18 protein-coding genes and 1 pseudogene are annotated in these 17,837 nt (G+C 53.3%); 10 read left to right on the top strand and 9 right to left on the bottom strand.

What is annotated here, in order from left to right:
• Position 1: 1 nt before the first annotated feature.
• The 3 genes from dctP to Q4551_RS06460 all read right to left on the bottom strand — a co-directional run bounded on the left by dctP (position 2) and on the right by Q4551_RS06460 (position 3,398).
• Positions 2-997: a TRAP transporter substrate-binding protein DctP gene (dctP, locus tag Q4551_RS06470; protein WP_303432613.1), complete on the bottom strand. Its 996-nt coding sequence runs from the start codon at positions 995-997 to the stop codon at positions 2-4.
• Between the two features lie 34 nt (positions 998-1,031).
• Complete coding sequence (locus tag Q4551_RS06465) at positions 1,032-1,865, bottom strand: TRAP transporter TatT component family protein (RefSeq protein ID WP_303432612.1); 834 nt, start codon at positions 1,863-1,865, stop codon at positions 1,032-1,034.
• 132 nt (positions 1,866-1,997) lie between these two features.
• Positions 1,998-3,398, bottom strand: coding sequence for a sigma-54-dependent Fis family transcriptional regulator (locus tag Q4551_RS06460; RefSeq protein ID WP_303432611.1), 1,401 nt, complete (start codon positions 3,396-3,398; stop codon positions 1,998-2,000).
• Positions 3,399-3,673: 275 nt separating this feature from the next.
• On the opposite strand from Q4551_RS06460, the gene Q4551_RS06455 reads away from it, so the two are divergent.
• From Q4551_RS06455 to Q4551_RS06415, 9 genes are all read left to right on the top strand, one after another.
• A complete protein-coding gene (locus tag Q4551_RS06455; protein WP_303432610.1) occupies positions 3,674-4,216 on the top strand; it encodes a hypothetical protein in 543 nt (180 codons plus the stop codon).
• A gap of 241 nt (positions 4,217-4,457) precedes the next feature.
• Positions 4,458-6,083 carry a cytochrome ubiquinol oxidase subunit I gene (locus tag Q4551_RS06450; protein ID WP_303432609.1) on the top strand — a complete coding sequence of 542 codons (1,626 nt, stop codon included), beginning with the start codon at positions 4,458-4,460 and terminating at the stop codon, positions 6,081-6,083.
• Between the two features lie 6 nt (positions 6,084-6,089).
• On the top strand, positions 6,090-7,229 hold the full coding sequence (gene cydB / locus Q4551_RS06445) for a cytochrome d ubiquinol oxidase subunit II (protein ID WP_368501372.1): 1,140 nt from the start codon (positions 6,090-6,092) through the stop codon (positions 7,227-7,229).
• 145 nt (positions 7,230-7,374) lie between these two features.
• Positions 7,375-7,482 carry a cytochrome bd-I oxidase subunit CydX gene (gene cydX, locus Q4551_RS06440; protein ID WP_303432607.1) on the top strand — a complete coding sequence of 36 codons (108 nt, stop codon included), beginning with the start codon at positions 7,375-7,377 and terminating at the stop codon, positions 7,480-7,482.
• Between the two features lie 111 nt (positions 7,483-7,593).
• On the top strand, positions 7,594-7,806 hold the full coding sequence (locus Q4551_RS06435; protein ID WP_303432606.1) for a cyd operon YbgE family protein: 213 nt from the start codon (positions 7,594-7,596) through the stop codon (positions 7,804-7,806).
• Positions 7,807-7,957: 151 nt separating this feature from the next.
• On the top strand, positions 7,958-8,338 hold the full coding sequence (locus Q4551_RS06430; protein ID WP_303432605.1) for a rhodanese-like domain-containing protein: 381 nt from the start codon (positions 7,958-7,960) through the stop codon (positions 8,336-8,338).
• A gap of 102 nt (positions 8,339-8,440) precedes the next feature.
• Positions 8,441-9,016, top strand: coding sequence for a DUF3365 domain-containing protein (locus Q4551_RS06425; RefSeq protein WP_303432604.1), 576 nt, complete (start codon positions 8,441-8,443; stop codon positions 9,014-9,016).
• A 160-nt stretch (positions 9,017-9,176) separates the two neighbouring features.
• Positions 9,177-9,623 (top strand): OsmC family protein, encoded by a 447-nt coding sequence (locus tag Q4551_RS06420; RefSeq protein ID WP_303432602.1) that lies wholly within the window; start codon positions 9,177-9,179, stop codon positions 9,621-9,623.
• A gap of 277 nt (positions 9,624-9,900) precedes the next feature.
• Entirely contained in the window at positions 9,901-10,422 is a 522-nt protein-coding gene (locus Q4551_RS06415; RefSeq protein ID WP_303432600.1) for a GAF domain-containing protein, read from the top strand.
• 42 nt (positions 10,423-10,464) lie between these two features.
• On the opposite strand, the gene Q4551_RS06410 is transcribed toward Q4551_RS06415, so the two are convergent.
• The 5 genes and pseudogenes from Q4551_RS06410 to Q4551_RS06390 form a co-directional block, all read right to left on the bottom strand.
• Complete coding sequence (locus Q4551_RS06410) at positions 10,465-11,034, bottom strand: peroxiredoxin (RefSeq protein WP_303432599.1); 570 nt, start codon at positions 11,032-11,034, stop codon at positions 10,465-10,467.
• Between the two features lie 110 nt (positions 11,035-11,144).
• A complete protein-coding gene (locus Q4551_RS06405; protein ID WP_303432598.1) occupies positions 11,145-12,107 on the bottom strand; it encodes a helix-turn-helix domain-containing protein in 963 nt (320 codons plus the stop codon).
• Positions 12,108-12,206: 99 nt separating this feature from the next.
• On the bottom strand, positions 12,207-13,202 hold the full coding sequence (locus tag Q4551_RS06400) for an aldo/keto reductase (protein ID WP_303432597.1): 996 nt from the start codon (positions 13,200-13,202) through the stop codon (positions 12,207-12,209).
• Between the two features lie 113 nt (positions 13,203-13,315).
• Positions 13,316-14,266 carry a Gfo/Idh/MocA family oxidoreductase gene (locus Q4551_RS06395; RefSeq protein ID WP_303432596.1) on the bottom strand — a complete coding sequence of 317 codons (951 nt, stop codon included), beginning with the start codon at positions 14,264-14,266 and terminating at the stop codon, positions 13,316-13,318.
• A 688-nt stretch (positions 14,267-14,954) separates the two neighbouring features.
• Positions 14,955-15,110 (bottom strand): annotated as a pseudogene (locus tag Q4551_RS06390) (transposase); the annotation flags it as partial.
• Between the two features lie 135 nt (positions 15,111-15,245).
• On the opposite strand from Q4551_RS06390, the gene Q4551_RS06385 reads away from it, so the two are divergent.
• On the top strand, positions 15,246-15,866 hold the full coding sequence (locus Q4551_RS06385) for a hypothetical protein (RefSeq protein WP_303432595.1): 621 nt from the start codon (positions 15,246-15,248) through the stop codon (positions 15,864-15,866).
• A gap of 630 nt (positions 15,867-16,496) precedes the next feature.
• On the opposite strand, the gene Q4551_RS06380 is transcribed toward Q4551_RS06385, so the two are convergent.
• The gene (locus Q4551_RS06380; RefSeq protein ID WP_303432594.1) at positions 16,497-17,726 is read right to left on the bottom strand and encodes a LysR family transcriptional regulator; all 1,230 of its coding nucleotides are present in this window, start codon (positions 17,724-17,726) and stop codon (positions 16,497-16,499) included.
• Positions 17,727-17,837 lie beyond the last annotated feature (111 nt).

The raw sequence follows: 17,837 nt of genomic DNA, 5'->3' as shown, positions 1-17,837 counted from the left end.
GTTATTGACCTGCACGGATCCCGGCAATATGTGCCTGTAGTTGACGATACAATTCAACCGGGTAAACACCTTGGCTGGCCAGTTCGGTCAGGCTGTCATTGGCCAGTTGTTGCCAGGTGGCTTTTTCGGCATCGGTCAGTTGTACAAATGTCATGCCGCTGTTTTCCAGTGCCTGACGTGCGCCGGCTTCATCAACAAGATTCTGTTTGTCCATCTGGGCGTAGGTGGATTTCATAATGCTGCGCACGGTGGTCTGGTCTTCCGCCGACAGTTTGTTAAAGGCTTTTTGATCGACCACCATCATGCCCAGCAGCGAGAGTAATGGCAGGTCGGTTGCGTGGCTCAGTTTGCTGTGCCATTGCAGCGCGATAGAGGCCGTCAGGTTAACACCAACAGTATCGATCAGGCCGGTTTGCAAGCTGGTGTAGACATCCGAAATCGGCAGCGAAATCGGCTCGACACCGGCTTTCTGGAATACGGTCTGGGTGACCAGGTCACCTTCAGGAGTCCAGACTTTCTGGCCACTGAAGTCGGCCGTGGTTTTCAGGGGTTTGTTGCCCATGACATAGGCAAAGCCACCTTCGGTCAGACCGAGGACGACGTAACCCTTGGCTTCCAGCGCATCAATAATGTAGTGGTCAAATTCCGGGCGAACAGCACTCAGTTCTGCCGGGTTCTGAAAGGTAAATGGCAAGCTGTACAGCTGCACTTCGTTGGCGATATTCGCGAGCGCCCCTGCCGAAACGGCGCCACCTTGCAGCTGGCCGATTTTCATTTTGCGCAGCACACTTTTGTCACTGCCTTGCACACCGCCAGGAAAGTATTTGATTTTGACGCGGCCATCGGTCGCTTTTTTGATGTCAGCTGCGGCAGAACGCATCTGCTTCATCCAGTTGGTGCCATCGGGAGCGAGGGTGGCTATTTTTAATGTTGCAGCCTGGGACAGCGGGCTCAGGCATAGCAGCATCAGACCCAGGGCAATCAGTTTGTTTTTCATGTGTGGTTACTCTTGGCTGGTATTCAAAAGGCGATTATTCAAAAAAATCGGCAGATTCTGCCAACAGTTCAGTGGCCTGGCTCTGGGCCAGATGATTAATCAGGGTCAGACCTTCGGCTTCCGGGTCGGCCGCAATAGCTTCGTTGAGCAGACGGTCGTGAAGTTCCTGATCAAACATCAAGCGGGCATATTGTTTGGCGTACAGCACCTTGGCCATCAGATGTTTGCCATCACTGTATTGCAGGGCCTTTTCAAAATGCTCGCGGCCGATTTCCGGGCGACCACCCAGAGATGGTGGCAGCTGGGTTTCCATGACGCCGAGATATACCTGCAAGGTTCCCTGGTCGTAGTCCGGCTGGATATTGGCGACCCACTGCATCAAAGCCTTGGTTTTACCCAGTTCGGCAATGGCACCCCAGTCGCTGCTGTTGGCCTGAATCCAGCCGGCCTTGGCGGCGGCATAGGCATAGAAGACGTGAATATCGTCTTCATCAAAGTGCCGGTCGAGCGCCGTCAGCATGTCGTCCTGCGGTAATTCGACGGCTTCACAGGCGTCGTCATCGTATTCACACAAGCCGCGGGTGGCGTATTCCAGAGCCTTGTCGGCCATCCGTTGTGCCTGGCTTGGGTCGCGGGAAAAGACACCCGAGTAAGCGCCATACAGCTGGGAGGCAGACAGCAAGAAGTCTTCGTCATGGGGATAGGTGAGTACCAGCGCGTCGAGCAAAAGCAGATATGCCGGTGCTCCCGCGGCCACGACTTCCGGATTGTCGTTGTTCATCATCGAGCGTGAGAGGTTCTTGGGCAGGTTGCCAACCGAGCAGGCACTCAGTGCCAAAGCGGCCAGTGCAATAGTGAGTCGTTTCATAGTCACGGGTGCTTGTAAAAATTTGGCGCAATTGTACACACCTGAACGCTGGTATCTAATGAACAATAGTCATAACCGCCCTGAAGTGGTCATTATTGCAGCAAAATTCAGTGTTTTGCTGCTGCTGATGGCTCAGTCGGTTGACGAATCACTGGCGTTGTTGGTTTGACTGGCTCGGGCATTGGCCAGCTTGCGGTACAGGGTACGCTCACTGATGCCCAGTTGTTTGGCTAAACGGGTGTTGTCGCCATCAAATTGTTGGGTAATGGCAAGCAGGTAGCGGGCTTCGAGTTGGTCCAGTGGCATGGCCTGATCTGGATCGGTGGCCAGACCGGTGATCCGTTTTGTTGGTATCCGGGTGGCGGAATGGCTGGGAGTCTCCGTGGCTTCCGGTCTCAGGGCATCGGGTAACGTCAGGTGACGTGGTTCGATTTCGCGATCATCACATAAGATAGTGGCTCGTTCGAGGCGGTTTCTCAGTTCGCGAATATTACCGGGAAACTGCTGTTGTTCGAGCCAGTCGCAGGCGGCAGCAGACAGTACGTGCGGCCGTTCCTGACTCAGTTGTTGCAGCAGTTTGCGGGCCAGTGGAACAATATCGGCCCGCCGTTCTGCCAGCGAGGGCAACAGAATCGGAAAGGGTGATATCCGGTAGTAGAGGTCTTGCCGGAAAGTGCCGGCATCAACCATCTGGGTCAGTTGCCGATGGGTGGCACACACCAACCGGAAGTCGGCCTGTTGCAGCGTTACGCTGCCCACCGGGCGGTAGCTGCCGGTTTCGATCAGACGCAGCAGCTTGACCTGCATGGCAAGCGGAATATCCCCTACTTCATCCAGAAACAACGTTCCGCCCCGGGCGGCTTCGACCAGGCCTGGCTTGCGTTGGGTGGCTCCGGTAAAGGCGCCTTTTTCGTGACCAAACAGTTCACTTTCAAACAGGCTTTCGGTCAGACCAGAACATTCCACCGTTACAAATGGCTTGTTGGCGCGGCTGCTGTGCTGATGAATGTGTCGGGCGGCGAGCTCTTTGCCGGTGCCGGATTCACCCAGCAGCAGTACATTGATCTCGGTCGGAGCCGCTCGGCTGAGCATGGCCAGCATGTCGGTATAGGCCTGACTGAACCCCAGCATGGGCCGCGACCCTGGGGTGTCCGGAGTGCGTACGGGCGACATGATTTCAACAAAAAACTCAATCTGGCCATCGTCATTACGTACCGGGCTCAGCTCCACATCAACGTGTTCCTTGCCCTGGCAGGTGTTATGAATATGCAGGATACGCTGGCGCTGGCCGGTACGCAGACAGCCCTGTAGCGGGCAGGTTTCTCCGGCCTGGTCACAAGGGACTTTGTAGCCATGGGAGACCTCGTAGCAATGCCGACCGAGCAGGGCGCTGTTGCCGGAAAAGTGTTCCCGGTATGCCTGGTTGGCAGCACAAATACGGTACTCGCGATCCATCAGAATGGCGGGAGCAGCAATGGCGTCCAGTAAAGAAGAGATACCAGGCAAGTGGTTGTAACTGCGGGGATCTGACATTGGTGTCACCAGGCTGTCAATATTGACATGATATTAGTGGATGTCGGCCATTTTGCAAAGGATTGGCAGCGGGGCAAACTGTCGCAGTGATCTTGTTAGCCACCCCTGAAACGCTGATGATAGCCGCGATTGCTGTGGCTGGTGGCAAGACTCCGGGGTTTTTAATATGAATTCTTGCTGGTGGGAACGGACTGGCCCGTGAATTGCTATTTCACCCTGATGGGGTACAGACGGATGTCTGTGGTGACAAATTCGGCGGAATTGGCAGGAAGGCTATGGCTAGAGTAAAGCAGTGGCGGGTTAACCAACAGCTTAGTTATTTATTGTTTGATCCTATTTCTCGCCGTGGTGCGCTGATTGATCCGCAACCTGCATTGGTGTCTTGCTACATCCAGACATTGGAGCAGTTGGGGGTCGCCAATGCCTATTTACTGTTTACTGGAGAAATGACCCAGATCATGAATATACCGGGTCAGATGTTGGATGCTGGCGCCCTGTCAGGCTCGGCCGCTCCAGATACACTGGCACTGGGTGAAAGCTACATCCGGGTGGTGGTGGACCCTGCGGCGCTGCGGGTTGCCTATGTGTGTGATGGACTGATTTTTAGCGGTATGTGGTGGCTTCCCGGTGGGTTACGTCCCTTTGTTGCATCTGAGCCGGAAGCTGACGTTGATAAATTGCCGCTTCTCCAACTTCCCGATGACTATGTACTGTATCCCGGCCGGGCGATCGGGTCTTTGTGTATCAGTTCGGTGGCACAGGAAAAAGCCCTGTGTTACGACCCGCTTCCGGCTTGTGCTGGCGCTCCATCGGGTTAGTACAGCTGCTTCGCTGCTGCCGGAATATCTCTGGTACTGGTGGTTGTTTGCGGGGCAGATTGATCATTGTTTTGTAAGACCGGTTTTGTCTCAGCTTGGAGATCTGCGTGATCCACAAGCTGTTTTGTTACAGTCGCTGAGCGATGGCGGAGCGTTGTATTTCCGCCAGGTTCAGTCGCTGAATTTTCGTTTCACAACACTCAACTGAACGTTCCACGGCACTGCCTTTGGAGGATCAACCATGATCAGTGAAAGTATGGTGGACTTGTCGCGGCTGCAATTTGCTATGACCGCGCTGTACCACTTTTTGTTTGTACCCCTGACGTTGGGGTTATCGTTTATTCTTGCCATCATGGAATCGGCTTATGTGATGACAGGCAAGCAGGTCTATCAGGACATGGTCAAGTTCTGGGGCAAGCTGTTTGGTATTAACTTCGCTTTGGGTGTGACGACAGGCCTGACGATGGAATTCCAGTTCGGTACCAACTGGGCTTACTACTCCCATTATGTCGGTGACATTTTTGGCGCACCGCTGGCGATTGAAGGTCTGATGGCTTTCTTCCTTGAAAGTACGTTTATCGGCCTGTTTTTCTTCGGCTGGGATCGCCTGACACGGATACAGCATATGATCGTCACCTGGCTGGTGGCACTGGGTTCGAACCTGTCGGCCTTGTGGATTCTGATTGCCAATGGCTGGATGCAAAACCCGGTCGGCGCTGAATTCAACTACAACACCATGCGTATGGAGATGACCAGCTTTGTTGAGGTGTTGTTTAACCCGGTTGCCCAGGTCAAATTTGTGCATACCGTGTCGGCTGGTTATGTCACCGGTGCCATGTTTGTACTGGGGATTTCCTCTTATTATTTGCTGAAAAAACGTGACCTGCCCTTTGCCCGTCGCTCGTTTGCCATTGCCTCCAGCTTTGGTTTGGCGGCCATTCTGAGTGTGATTCTGCTGGGTGATGAATCGGGTTACGAAATTGGCGATGTACAAAAAACCAAGCTGGCTGCCATTGAAGCGGAATGGGAAACCCATCCGGCTCCTGCTGCCTTTACCCTGTTTGGTTTGCCTAATGAAGAAACCATGGAGACCGACTACGCGATTCGGATTCCCTGGGTGCTGGGCCTGATTGCGACCCGATCAACGGACGAACAAGTGGTGGGTATCAAGGACCTGCTGGTCGAACACGAGGAGCGCGTGCGTAATGGTATCGGTGCTTACGACCTCTTTACGCAACTGAAAGCCGGGGATGAATCACCTGCAACCATGGCGGCATTCGATGAGGTCAAGGACGATCTGGGGTACGGCCTGCTGCTGAAAAAATATACTCCGGACGTTATTGACGCTACAGAAGACCAGATCAAGTCGGCCGCACGGGACACTATTCCGGGCGTTGCCCCCATGTTCTTTACCTTCCGTATCATGGTGGCTATTGGCTTTACCATGTTCCTGCTGGTGGCGTTGGCGTTCTGGCATTCTGCCCGTCAAACCATCGATAAGCAGACCTGGCTGCAAAAAGCCTTGTTATGGGCGATCCCATTACCTTTCCTGGCCTGTGAAATGGGTTGGTTTGTAGCGGAATACGGCCGTCAGCCCTGGTCTATTGGTGAAGTCCTGCCAACTCATTTATCCACCTCAACCCGGTCGGTTGAAGAGCTGTGGATGAGTATTGCCGGTTTTGTACTGTTCTATACCGCCTTGTTGGTTGCCGAAGTGTATCTGATGTTCAAGTTTGCCCGTCTGGGGCCATCTGCTCTGCATACTGGTCGTTATCATTTCGAGAAAGAGGCAAGTCACTCCATGACAGGCGGTACAGCAGCTGGGCCAAAAGCGCAGCCGTTGCAAGCCCGTAACGAACAGGCGTAAGGGGGAATTATGGATTACGAAGTATTGAAACTGGTGTGGTGGGTACTGATTGGCGTATTGCTGGTCGGCTTTGCTGTTACCGATGGCTTTGATATGGGGGTTGGTGCGCTGCTGCGAATCATCGGCCGTACCGATACCGAGCGCCGGGTGATGCTGAACACCATCGGGCCGCACTGGGATGGTAACCAGGTCTGGTTTATTACTGCCGGTGGGGCCATTTTTGCCGCTTGGCCTGTGGTTTATGCGGTGGCATTTTCGGGTTTTTACTGGGCAATGTTACTGGTGTTGTTTGCCATGTTTTTTCGCCCGGTCGGGTTTGAATACCGCGCCAAAGTGGATGATCCCCGCTGGCGCAGCCTGTGGGACTGGGGCCTGACCATCGGCGGTGCAGTGCCTGCCCTGGTGTTTGGTGTGGCGTTTGGCAACCTGATTCTGGGAGTGCCATTCAGTCTGGATGAGTTTATGCGTTCTACCTATACCGGTTCTTTTTGGGCCTTGCTGAATCCCTTTGGTCTGGTGGCCGGTCTGGTGAGTCTGGGAATGTTGATGATGCACGGTGGCACCTGGTTGCAAATGCGGACTGACGGAGCACTCCATGAGCGCGCCCGCCGGATTACGGTTGCGCTGGCAGTACTGGTGGCGGCGCTGTTTGCCCTCGCCGGTGTCTGGATCTGGATGGGTATTGATGGCTATGTGATCATGGATATCAAAAGCACCGCTGCGGCAGTGACCCCTCTGGATAAAGTGGTGACAACGCAAGAAGGGGCCTGGCTGAGCAACTACGGCCAGCATCCCTGGATGATGATCGCACCCTTGTTGGGTTTTGCCGGACTGGCACTGACGGTACTGATGTCGATGATGAATCGCGGTGTGATGGCTTTTGTCTCCAGCTCACTGGCGATTACCGGCATTATTCTGACCGCTGGGTTCTCACTGTTCCCGTTCATTATGCCATCCAGTCTGGAGCCGTCTCACAGCCTGACCGTATGGGATGTGGTATCCAGTGAAATGACGCTGAATATCATGTTCTGGGTCGCCATGGTGTTTGTACCGATTGTGTTGAGCTACACCATCTGGGGCTACTACAAAATGTGGGGTCGCCTGACCAACCAGTTTATTGAAGACAACAAATACAGCACGTATTAATGAATCAAGGCTGTTGCTGGCAGCGTCCGGATCAGCCGAGCAGTGCTCGGATGATCTGGCCTGGCCACACCCGGTAAACGGAAACAGCAAAACCCAAACAGGTAGCCAGACACAGACGTCTGGCTCGCACTACGAGGAAAATAGTATGTGGTATTTTGCCTGGATTCTCGGTGTATTACTGGCCTGCTCATTTGGCCTGATAAACGCTATGTGGCTGGAGTTTTACGAAGATATGGATCGGGATGCGGAGTAAGGCAATGCCTGTTCCAGACAAACCTCCAGTGGATTATGCGGCCTACGGGCCGCTGTATGCTTTTTGGGCGCGAGGGTTATCCTTCCTGGGAGCGCTGGGACTGGCTGGATTATGGCTGGATTATGGCTGGCCATGCCGCAACTGGTGGCTGTTGCACCGGATGAACAGACGCACATATTACTACCGCTCGGGTTGTGGGGTATTGCGGCGGGTTTGGTTCACGGTATTGGTTATGTCCCTGTGCTGCGCATTTGGCGTTATCTATTCAGTCCTTATGCGGGTTGGCCATTGATGAGTCTCTGTGCTGGCCTGTGGCTGCTCTGAGCAGCTGACGATGTCACGACTGATAAACCATGCTCAGATTGGGCCAGCGGGTCACACGCCAGTTGGTGACGATTGACGTTACGTGGCACACTGTCAATATAGCCATGCAGGCATGTTGTTCTGATACGATCGATCATCGAGAGGAAACCCAATGGTACTCAAAAAAGAAGATTTATTGTCTGAAGCCTCAGTGTCCGTTAACCCGGTCAACGCAGAGGAAGCTGAAGGACTGCTGGCCAATGGCGCAGTCGTGCTGGATGTACGGGAACCGGCTGAGTTCGAGATGGGCCACTTGCCGGGAGCGGTCAATGTACCGCGTGGTGTGCTGGAATTCAGGGTGGGGGATCATCCGGCGTTGACTGATAACACCGCCAGCATCCTGTTGTATTGCAAAAATGGTGGCCGCAGTACATTGGCCGCCCATACCCTGAAGCGTATGGGGTTTGATCAGGTAAAAATGCTGGTGGGTGGTTTTGATGGCTGGAGTGGCGATGTCCACAAAGTGGAAATTGATCCAAGCGTTTACCGATAATTCCAGTACAACCCAGACAGCGGATTTGGTGATAACCAATCCGCTTTTTCAGGCTGATTGTATTCCTTTGTGCATATTTGGTTATTTTTGAGAGAGATAACAATGAAAAAACTATTAACGTTGACGTGTCTGGTTGGCGGCCTGGCAGGTGCGCTGGCAAGTACTGCCGTTCGTGCCGAGCAGCCTGAAGAAGGCAGCCTCAACCAGGAAGCGCGGCAGCAAGCCATGATGTTTGGCAAGCAGCTGATGCAAACCGTACAAAAAGGTATGAAGGCGGGTGGCCCAACCGAAGCGATCCATCTGTGTAATGTGGAGGCCCCCGAGATTGCTACGGCACATAGTCAGGGAGACTGGGCGGTAGGACGTACCTCATTAAAAATACGTAATCCGGACAATGCCCCGGACAGCTGGGAGCTGGCCACGCTGAAGGACTTTGACCAGCGTCTGGCTGCAGGAGAAACCCCGGCTACGCTGGAAGCCAGTATCGTTGAAAACGGCGAATATCGTTATATGAAAGCGATACCAACAGGGGCATTGTGTCTGAACTGCCATGGTTCGGCCTTGGCAGAGCCAGTACAAACCCGTCTCAGTAAACTGTATCCGCATGACAAGGCTGTGGGTTATCAGGCCGGTCAGCTACGGGGTGCGTTTACCTTGCGTAAAACATTGGCCGAGTAATACCCGATGTGAATAACTACCCTGCTTGCAGCAATAATACCGAGGCGTTTTATGATTTGATGGCCAAGGTATCGCCTGCATCAGGGTATTGGCAGGCCGTAGGTATTGGATCAAGTAAACGCATGGATTGGACAGCCGCCTGTTTCAGGAAGGATAGAGAATGACCCAGAAGATTTCAGAACACAGCATGGATTTACACTGGCAGCGCGAAGGTGAATTTTCTCACCAGGGGTTTGAGCGCCGCCATCAACTCGACTTTGGCCATCAGGTACAGCTGGCCGCTGGCGGTGCCGGTAACGATTATGGCAGTGACCCGGAGCAAATGCTGGCAGCCTCCATGGCCAGTTGTCATATGATGACCTTCCTGGCGTTGGCCGCCAAAAAACGTCTGAACGTGGTGTCGTATGAAGACCACGCGGTTGCGGAACTGGCCCAGCGAGACGACGGTCGCTTTCATATTAGCCGTATTCTTCTGTCGCCACTGGCGGTATTTGAAGGCGATAAGATTCCCGATGCTGAAGCCATTCTGGCCATGCATCACAAAGCCCATGAACACTGCTTTATTGCCAACTCGGTACTGTGCGAGGTTGAGGTTAACCCACGCTAGCCGACGGTTGGACACGGGGTAACGCCGAACGCCGTACTCCGTCCAATAATCATTGTAACAAGCGGCTGGTCAGTAACCGGCCGCTCTGCTGAAACCGGCTTCCCTGAATAATTTGATTTAATCAACGCTGACTCGTTTGGCGTGTCTGTCTGTTTAATGGCCCTGGCTGTTACCTGGCTGCCTTGATATGAGTCAGCGGTATCGCCGGTTGCGTTGGCTAGACTGAAAACAATGGCTTTTGCCGTATTCTTTCAGCTTTCAGCCCTCGGAGACCGCTATGGCCGATAACCCAGCCTCAGAACAACACTATATCGACCCTTATCGGCAGTTATCGCCATCGCGGTCGTTTGAGGATCATGTACACCATCTCTATCGTGTCTTACGTGAGCAGTACTCTGGTATCGATCGTTTTTCTCTGGCGCGCTATCAAGCCGACACAGGTTACTTGTCCAGTCTGACCTGCGCCGGAGACGATACCCGGCTATTGGACGGTTATCAGATGTTGCTGGAAAATGTGCCATCGCTGCAATCCCTGGTCGCCAGTCCGGGTATTCGGGTGGTGGGGGATATGCGCAAGTTTCGGGTGGAAGAGTTGCCGGCACACAGTGCGGCGTTACTGGGACAGGGTTATCGTTCCAGTCTGACCATGCCGATGATGAGTGACGGTCGTTTGCTGGGGATGTTGTTTCTGAATGCTCGCACCCTCAATTATTTTACCGCGCCGATGGCGTCCTATTGCACCTTGTGGGGACACTGGGTAGAGCAGTTGCTGGCGCAAGAGTCATTGGTGGGGAGCTGAGCCAGGGTCCTTTCGGCTCACACAGTGTGGCAAGTTGTTGGTTTAACGGGTTGGGCAGCTCTCTGCGCTACTGAGTTGGCCCGCTGCAAACTGTTTCAGGGTAGTCATTGGAACATGGTCGCCGGTGTCGCGGCCGTACCACGCGAGCTGGACTTCTCCTTGCTCCGAAATCAAAAAATCCGCCGGTACCAGCTTCATGTGCGGGTTGTGAATATCGCTTTTTCCTCCTTTGAGCAAGCCGCGGATCATCTGTGGCAGACGGAACAACATGGCTTTGATAAGGGCGGTGGTGGAGTGTTCGATACCATAACGTTCGTACAGCTGTAGATCGGGGTCACTGAGCAAGATAAACGGACGCGGGTTGCGGGCCACAAAACGCCGGACTTCTTCCGCTGTTGAGCTGAAGACTGCAATGATTTCAACATTGGCCTCCTGAAAAGCATTGTATTGGTTGGTGAGTTCATAAAGGCGCACATTACAAAAAGGGCAGGCGGCATCGCGAAAAAAAGCCAAGAGAATTTTTTTGCCCGAGTAATGGCTCAAGCTGACGGAGTTGCCATAAATATCTTTGGTTGAGAACTCGATAGGCGTACATGGGGCGGTGAGTTTCATAGGGGAAGCCTGTCAAATCAAGCATGAGAATAATCACTGCGTGAGTGGTTACAGGCAGCGGTCGATGGTGCTTTCAGACCATCTGTTTGATCGTTCGTTCAAATGTTCGTTCAATCGGCTGATCCAGCGGATACATGAGTGCCGTCACGTTGCTCTCGAAAGGCGGTGGGTGCCAAACCCACCCGGCGGCGGAAAAAACGTGAGAAATACGCCGGGTCGTGGAATCCGAGGTCGTAGGCAATCAGTGATACCGGGACGGAGGAGTAAATCAGCATGCGCTGGGCTTCCAGAACCAGCCTGTCGTAGAGCAGATCGGTGATGTTCTTGTCGGCGATTTGTTTGCAGGTGCGGCTGAGGCTGGTGGGAGTGGTGTGCAGTGCCTGGGCGTAAAATTCGACCGATTGATGTTGGCGGTAATGCCCTTCGATCAGGCTGTTGAGGTGGCGAAAACGCTCACTATGAATGTCTTCCGGGATGTTGTCCGGGTGTTCTTCAAGCAGGCGTCCAAGTTTGAGTAACAAACCAAACAGCAACCAGGCAAACATGGATTTTTTGCCCAGGGCGTTACCCAGGTACTCTTCGGTCAGCTGCTGTACCGTCTGGTCGATAAAGGTCAGCTCTTTTGGGTGCTGGCTCAGCTGAATAATCCGGGCACTTTGCAGCAGTTCCTGCCCAAACGGAAACTGGCGGGCAAACTGGTCATCCTGAATCAACAGCCGGGAAACGGTAATCACACAGCCTTCGGTGGCTTCCCGTTCAAACTCAAAGCCATGCACGACACCGGCAGGCACCGAAACAATCACAGGGGCCTGATGATGTTCTTCCTGACCATCAATAAAGACGCGTACCGAACCGCTGCGCACAAAAATCAGCTGGAACATGTTCGGATGGGTATGAATATTAATGGCCCAGTCGAACAGTCTGGCTCGACTGGGTATGTCCTCGATATGGACAAATTCGGGATCGCTGTCCGATGGGGCCTCACTATACAGGGTGTAGCGGGAAATGCGTTGATGGCTGCCAGCAGGTGGGCGGGCCTGATCGACTATAAGGTGTAACGGGGTGGTATTCATAAGGCGTTGTTATACATGTTTGTTATTTTTATAGCATAAGTGCCATGGCCCGAACCGGTGTTGCCGATTGCGGCATGCCATGGCGGTCATCGAAGCCACTTACTCTGCGAATTCTTCGGTATCCACTTCGACTTGCTGTGCCAGGTTATAGCGTCTGCCGCTGACCGTCTGCTGATTGATCAACTGATTCAGCTCATGGATAACATCGGCCGATAGCGAGACCGTGGCGGCTTGCAGGTTTTCTTGCATATGGGCAACACTGCGGGTACCCGGGATCGGCACAATATGATCTCCTTGCGCGCAGACCCAGGCCAGAGATAGCTGAGCTGGCGTACAGCCAACCCGTTTTGCCACTAGTCTGAATGTGTCCAGCAAGGTGAGGTTGGCGGCAAAGTTGTCTGGATGGAAGCGTGGCATATTGCGACGGATATCCTTTGGCTCCAGCGAGTCAACCTCTTGCAGGCCATCTGCCAGAAAACCACGGGCAAGGGGAGAAAAGGCCACAAATGCCGTGCCCAGTTCCCGGGTGGCTTGCAGTACGGCAATCTCGGCGTTGCGGCTCCACAGTGAATACTCTGTTTGCAGTGCGGCAATCGGATGTATCGCATGGGCCCGGCGCAAGGTTGCGGCGGAGACTTCGGATAAACCGATCGCGCCGATCTTGCCCGCTTTGACCATCTCGGCCAGTGCTCCAACGGATTCTTCAATCGGCGTGTTGGGGTCAAGGCGATGCAGGTAGTAGAGGTCGATATGATCAACTTGCAAGCGGCGCAGACTGTTTTCGACCTGTTGCTGCAAGGTCGCCGGGCAGCCGTTGATTTCCTTGAGGCCGCTTTGCTCGCCAATCTGCATGCCACCTTTGGAGGCCAGGAATATATCGTTGCGCAGTGGTTTCAGGGCTTTGCCCAGCAGCTGTTCGTTTTTGCCGCCGCCGTACAGGGTGGCGGTATCAAAATGGCGGTAGCCCATATCGAAAGCGGCGTGTAAGGCCCGGATGGCGTCGTCTTCCGGTAGTGGCACACCGTAGGCATGAGACAGGTTCATACAACCAAGACCGATGCCGGGATGATTAAATTCAGTGTTCAGCGCAGTCATAAAATACCTCGTGTCAGAAACGGAAAAACCGGCCAAGCCGGTTTCTGGAAACATCTGGATGGTACATCGGCCCCTGTCTTTTCAAGCTTTCAAGGCAGAGGCCTGCTGGCTGCTCAGTCTGCGTTCAGCAGTTGCTCCAGCTGATCCAGGGTTTCCATCGCCGGCAACACTTGCGCGACGCTGGAATTTGGCTCCCGGCCTTCCTTGACCGCGGCGATAAACTCGCGATCCTGCAGTTCTATGCCGTTGTTGGAGACGGCGACACCGGACAGGTCGATCGGGTTTTCGTAACCATCGACCAGATCGTCATAACGGGCGATATAGGTACCCTGGTCACAGATGTAGCGGAAGAAAGTACCAAAAGGCCCTTCGTTGTTAAACGACAGCGACAGCGTACAAATCGCGCCACTGGGGACTTTCAGGCCAATGCTCATGTCCATGGCGATGCCGAGGTCGGGGTGAATCGGACCTTGCATTCCCTGGACCTTGCTGCAGGTTTCGCCTGTCTGATACTGGAACAGGTCAACCGTGTGGCAGGCGTGATGCCATAACAAATGGTCGGTCCAGGAACGGGCCTGACCTTTGGCATTGGTGTTGGTGCGACGGAAAAAGTAGGTCTGTACGTCCATTTGCTGCACGTTCAGTTCACCGGCCTGAATCTTGTTATGAATCCACTGGTGTGACGGATTAAAGCGGCGCGTCTGGCCAGACATGGCGACCAGGCCGGTACGCTGCTGGACTTCAACCAGCTTGCGCGAATCTCCAATATTGTCGGCCATGGGAATTTCGACCATAACGTGTTTGCCAGCTTCCAGGCACTGAATGGCCTGGGCGGCGTGCATACCGGTCGGGGTGGCGAGCAAGACACCGTCGATGTCGTCGCGGGCGAGGGCTTCTGCCAGGTCGGTGCAATAGTGTGGAATGCCACGTTCTTCTGCGACTTGTTTGATCACGTCAGGGCGGGTGCCGACAACGGATACGACGTCCGCGCCATCGATGTTAGCGACGGCGTCCAGGTGTTTCTGGCCAAAGGCGCCTGCGGCACCTGCAACACATAATCTCATTTTGTTCTCCTGATCGGTGTAGCGGTAGCACCGGATGCCGGTTGTTGGCCGGGTAGGTCATGTAAGGTGCCGCCGGTACCTGTTACGGCTTGTTGGTTATCAGTGAGGCTGTTATGGCCTGCTGCTGACAAGCGTACTGACGATGAACATCGAACGGTCTTGAAAAAGCCCGCCGCCGATTACCGTCTGCCACTACAGAGGCAGTGGGTCGGGTGATCGGCGGCGGGTAATGTCACAACACTCAAAACGACCAAGTTCGAGAACTTCAATCTAGCATTGGCCTTGTCTGCAGGGTAATTAATAAACCGGACGGATGATTCAATTTTGATAATGCCGTCTGACCCAACAGTGAAAATTTGTCCTGTCAGTTGTTGGTCAGGCATTGAAAAACCTGTGTTTACAGGCTTTAAAATAGTGCCAGTGGTCGGCAACAAGGTATTGGTTTTTTACACCAGGTTACTTTCATTTTCTGTATTTTATGGTGCAATCCGGCCTTTTATCAATTTGTGCAGGCTGTAAAAAAACTATCCCGAGCGATGGTCTGATCGGGTTTTGAAACGCAGGAAGCGGTAATGGCTCGATTCAAACCAATAATGCGAACAATCTCTTTAATACAAGTAGAACCTTCCCAGTTTGCATGTGGCAGAGGCGGTCCGCAGTTTCATCGATCATCCAATTGCTGGACACCTCGATCGATACGACACTGACCAGCCCCGCGCCGTAAAGCGGACTCACCAACATCCAGTGACTGACTGGCTTCAGAAGCAGAATATCCCTGATCAAGCACCAAACTGGCGGCTTCAAGCTTGAACTCAGCAGAGAAGGAACGGTGCTGTTTTTTTATTGAAAACCTTGCTGGTTGTCCGGAATCAGGACGGAATTAGTAGACCACGACACAATATGCGGCCAAGTACAGTGGTATGGTTTTAAATAAATGATGTAGGTTGGTTTTTAACGAGACAAATGAATTACTTAATGTTTGAAAATTAATTATTCCGAAACAATAACCAAAAAAGAGAGTGGTAATATGTCCGATCCAACGAAATACAATAGCCTTAACGCTTACATACAAGAAGTGACTGACAAGGCTAATGACCAATTGGAAAATAGAAGCCGGGCGATCCATATTCCAGTAGTGATTGTTGCAGCCTTAATCTCATCGGGAACAGCAGCAGCTACAGCAGCAGCTCTGGCGGGTGCTGCGTATGCCCTTACGCCACCTCTCGGTGATGGAGACGCTCAAGCTCGCACGATGCGACTTGAAATCAAGAGTGACCACTGGGGACTTCTGCGCCTCGTCGTTGGCACTTTGGAGACCACATGCGTTATTCCTCCTGGCCTTGATCTTGACGGACAATTTAATGTTGTTCTTTATAATAAAAATGAAAGTCGTACCTCAAGGATATTCGCAGAATATACAGGCTTTCCGCTTGATAATGAGCAGGAGCAAGATCCAACGGAAAAGGCGTCAGGTATTACCGTTTTATATGAATTCGCTACTAAGGTAGACGCTTATGTACAGATCAACCATACCAAGCCGTTACCAACAGTGCTTGTAAGTGCGAACCGAAATAATATTGATGATTGGGGGAATGGTTGAGGCGTCGCCTTGGGGTATGTTCTGGTCAACAAAACCGGACACATTAATTGGCTGGTTTTTCATACCCCATCGGTGACAAGTCACCATTTCAGGAATGCAGTCGTTCCTGGTTGTAGTACTTCATATAGGCCGTCACATCCCGTTTTATATGTTGCCGGGCTGGACGGGTGTACCTTGAACAACCAGACGTTGTGGCGGCTGTATCTTACATTGGGCAAACAGCGCTGCAAACGCTTTGCGGGTTGGAATGCCGTTACGGGATACAATCCATAACGGGTCAGTTCAGGTCGGTGAGACAAGGGTCTGGCTGGACGCTTCCAGTAACGGATGCCCAGGTTCAAACATCATGACGATAATCAAACGTCGATGGTGGTCAAGGATAGCGAAAACCGCCCTGTTTATGATTCGGCGAGTCTGCTGAAAATCATCCCGTTTACTCACTCCAAGGGCATCACCTCCAGCCGAGAGACCAAGCAGTGCTGCGAAACAAACATCTTCTTTAAGGCCGTGTCTGGAATGAGTCGACCATGACCGTTCCCGTTTTAGACCGGGAGAGTCCATTTCTCTACAGGCCGTTCCCCGTCCTTTCTTCAGGTTGGCCTGATGCCTGGCAGACTTGTCAGTGCAGCATTACTGATCCCGGCAGGCGGCTGCCTGTTCCCGCAGAATATCGAGAAACTGCATCTGGCTCGGCGTTGGCTGCCAGTTTTGACGCAAGGTGATGCCGATGGCCCGGCGGGTATCTTCCAGGTTGACGGGCAATACCGACAATAATCCGCTGTTTAATTCCTGTTCGATCTGATGGGTAGAGATCAGTGTCAGGCGGTCACTGCCGCGCAGCAGCTCACGGGTCAGGATCTGTGAGCTGGATTCGACCAGTCGTTGCGGTGGCTGAATATCACATTGGGCAAACAGGGTCTCAAAGGCTTTGCGGGTCGGGGTGCCATTGCGGGGCACAATCCAGGGGTAGTGGGTGAGATCCGTCAGCTCTGGAGACGATGTGCTGGTCGCGGCCACCAGTAATGGATGCTCCGGGCGACAAATAATCGCCAGTGGCGGAGAAAGCAGTTCTTCCTGCACCACATCATCGACCGGCGGCGGAAAACGCAGGGCACCAATCAGAAAATCGAGATCGCCGTGGCGCAAATGATGCAGCAAGTCATCGTAGGGCGCATCGACAACCTGAATATCAATATCCGGATGGCGTTCACTAAACCGAATAATGGCTTCGGGCAGGATCGAGGTCCGCGCTAGCGGCATACTGCCGAGCACGATTTTACCCACTTCCCGAAACTGTAGCGCACTGACTTCGGAGTAGCCCTGGTACAGCTCCGAAAATGCCAGCTTGGTGGCACGGGCCAGTGCCTGGGCTGCCTTGGTGGCGCTGATGCCGGTACTGGTCTTTTCAAACAAGGGCACTTGCAGCAAATGCTCCAGCTCGCGGGCAGCCCGATGTAACGATGATTGTGAGACGCCCACCGCCCGGCTGGCAATGCTGAAGTTTTCTGCTTCGGTGACGGCTACCAATGCCTTGAGCTGGGTGGTGGTCAGTAACGACACCATCTGTTGCGCCGATTGGGTACGGCTGCCAGAGCGTAATGCTTCGCGGGTGCCTTGCAGCAAGCAGGCAATACAGCGTTCGACCCGGTTATACCAGACCTCACCGGAGGCGGTGGGGTACATGCCTTCGGCCCGGCGATCAAATAATCCGGTTTGCAGCATGTTTTCCAGTCGTGCCAGTGCCTGGGTGATGGCTGGCTGCGACAGAAAGACTCTCGGAGCCGCCTTGCTGATGCTCTTTTGTTCGGCTACTTCCAGAAAAACGCGCAGGTGCCGCAGGTTGGGTATAACAAAATCCATCGCTTGCTCCAGAGCTTCGAATAAACAGGTCTATATCAAAATCCAATATTGTAACAGTGAAATTGAAATAGCCAGCCCGGCTGCTCAGTTCCTACCATGGGGGCATTATCC

The sequence above is a fragment of the Oceanobacter sp. 5_MG-2023 genome (assembly GCF_030548165.1).
GTDB lineage: Bacteria > Pseudomonadota > Gammaproteobacteria > Pseudomonadales > Oceanobacteraceae > Oceanobacter.
The sequence above is the reverse complement of the archived record's forward strand: the minus strand, read 5'-3'. Positions and strand labels throughout refer to the sequence as shown.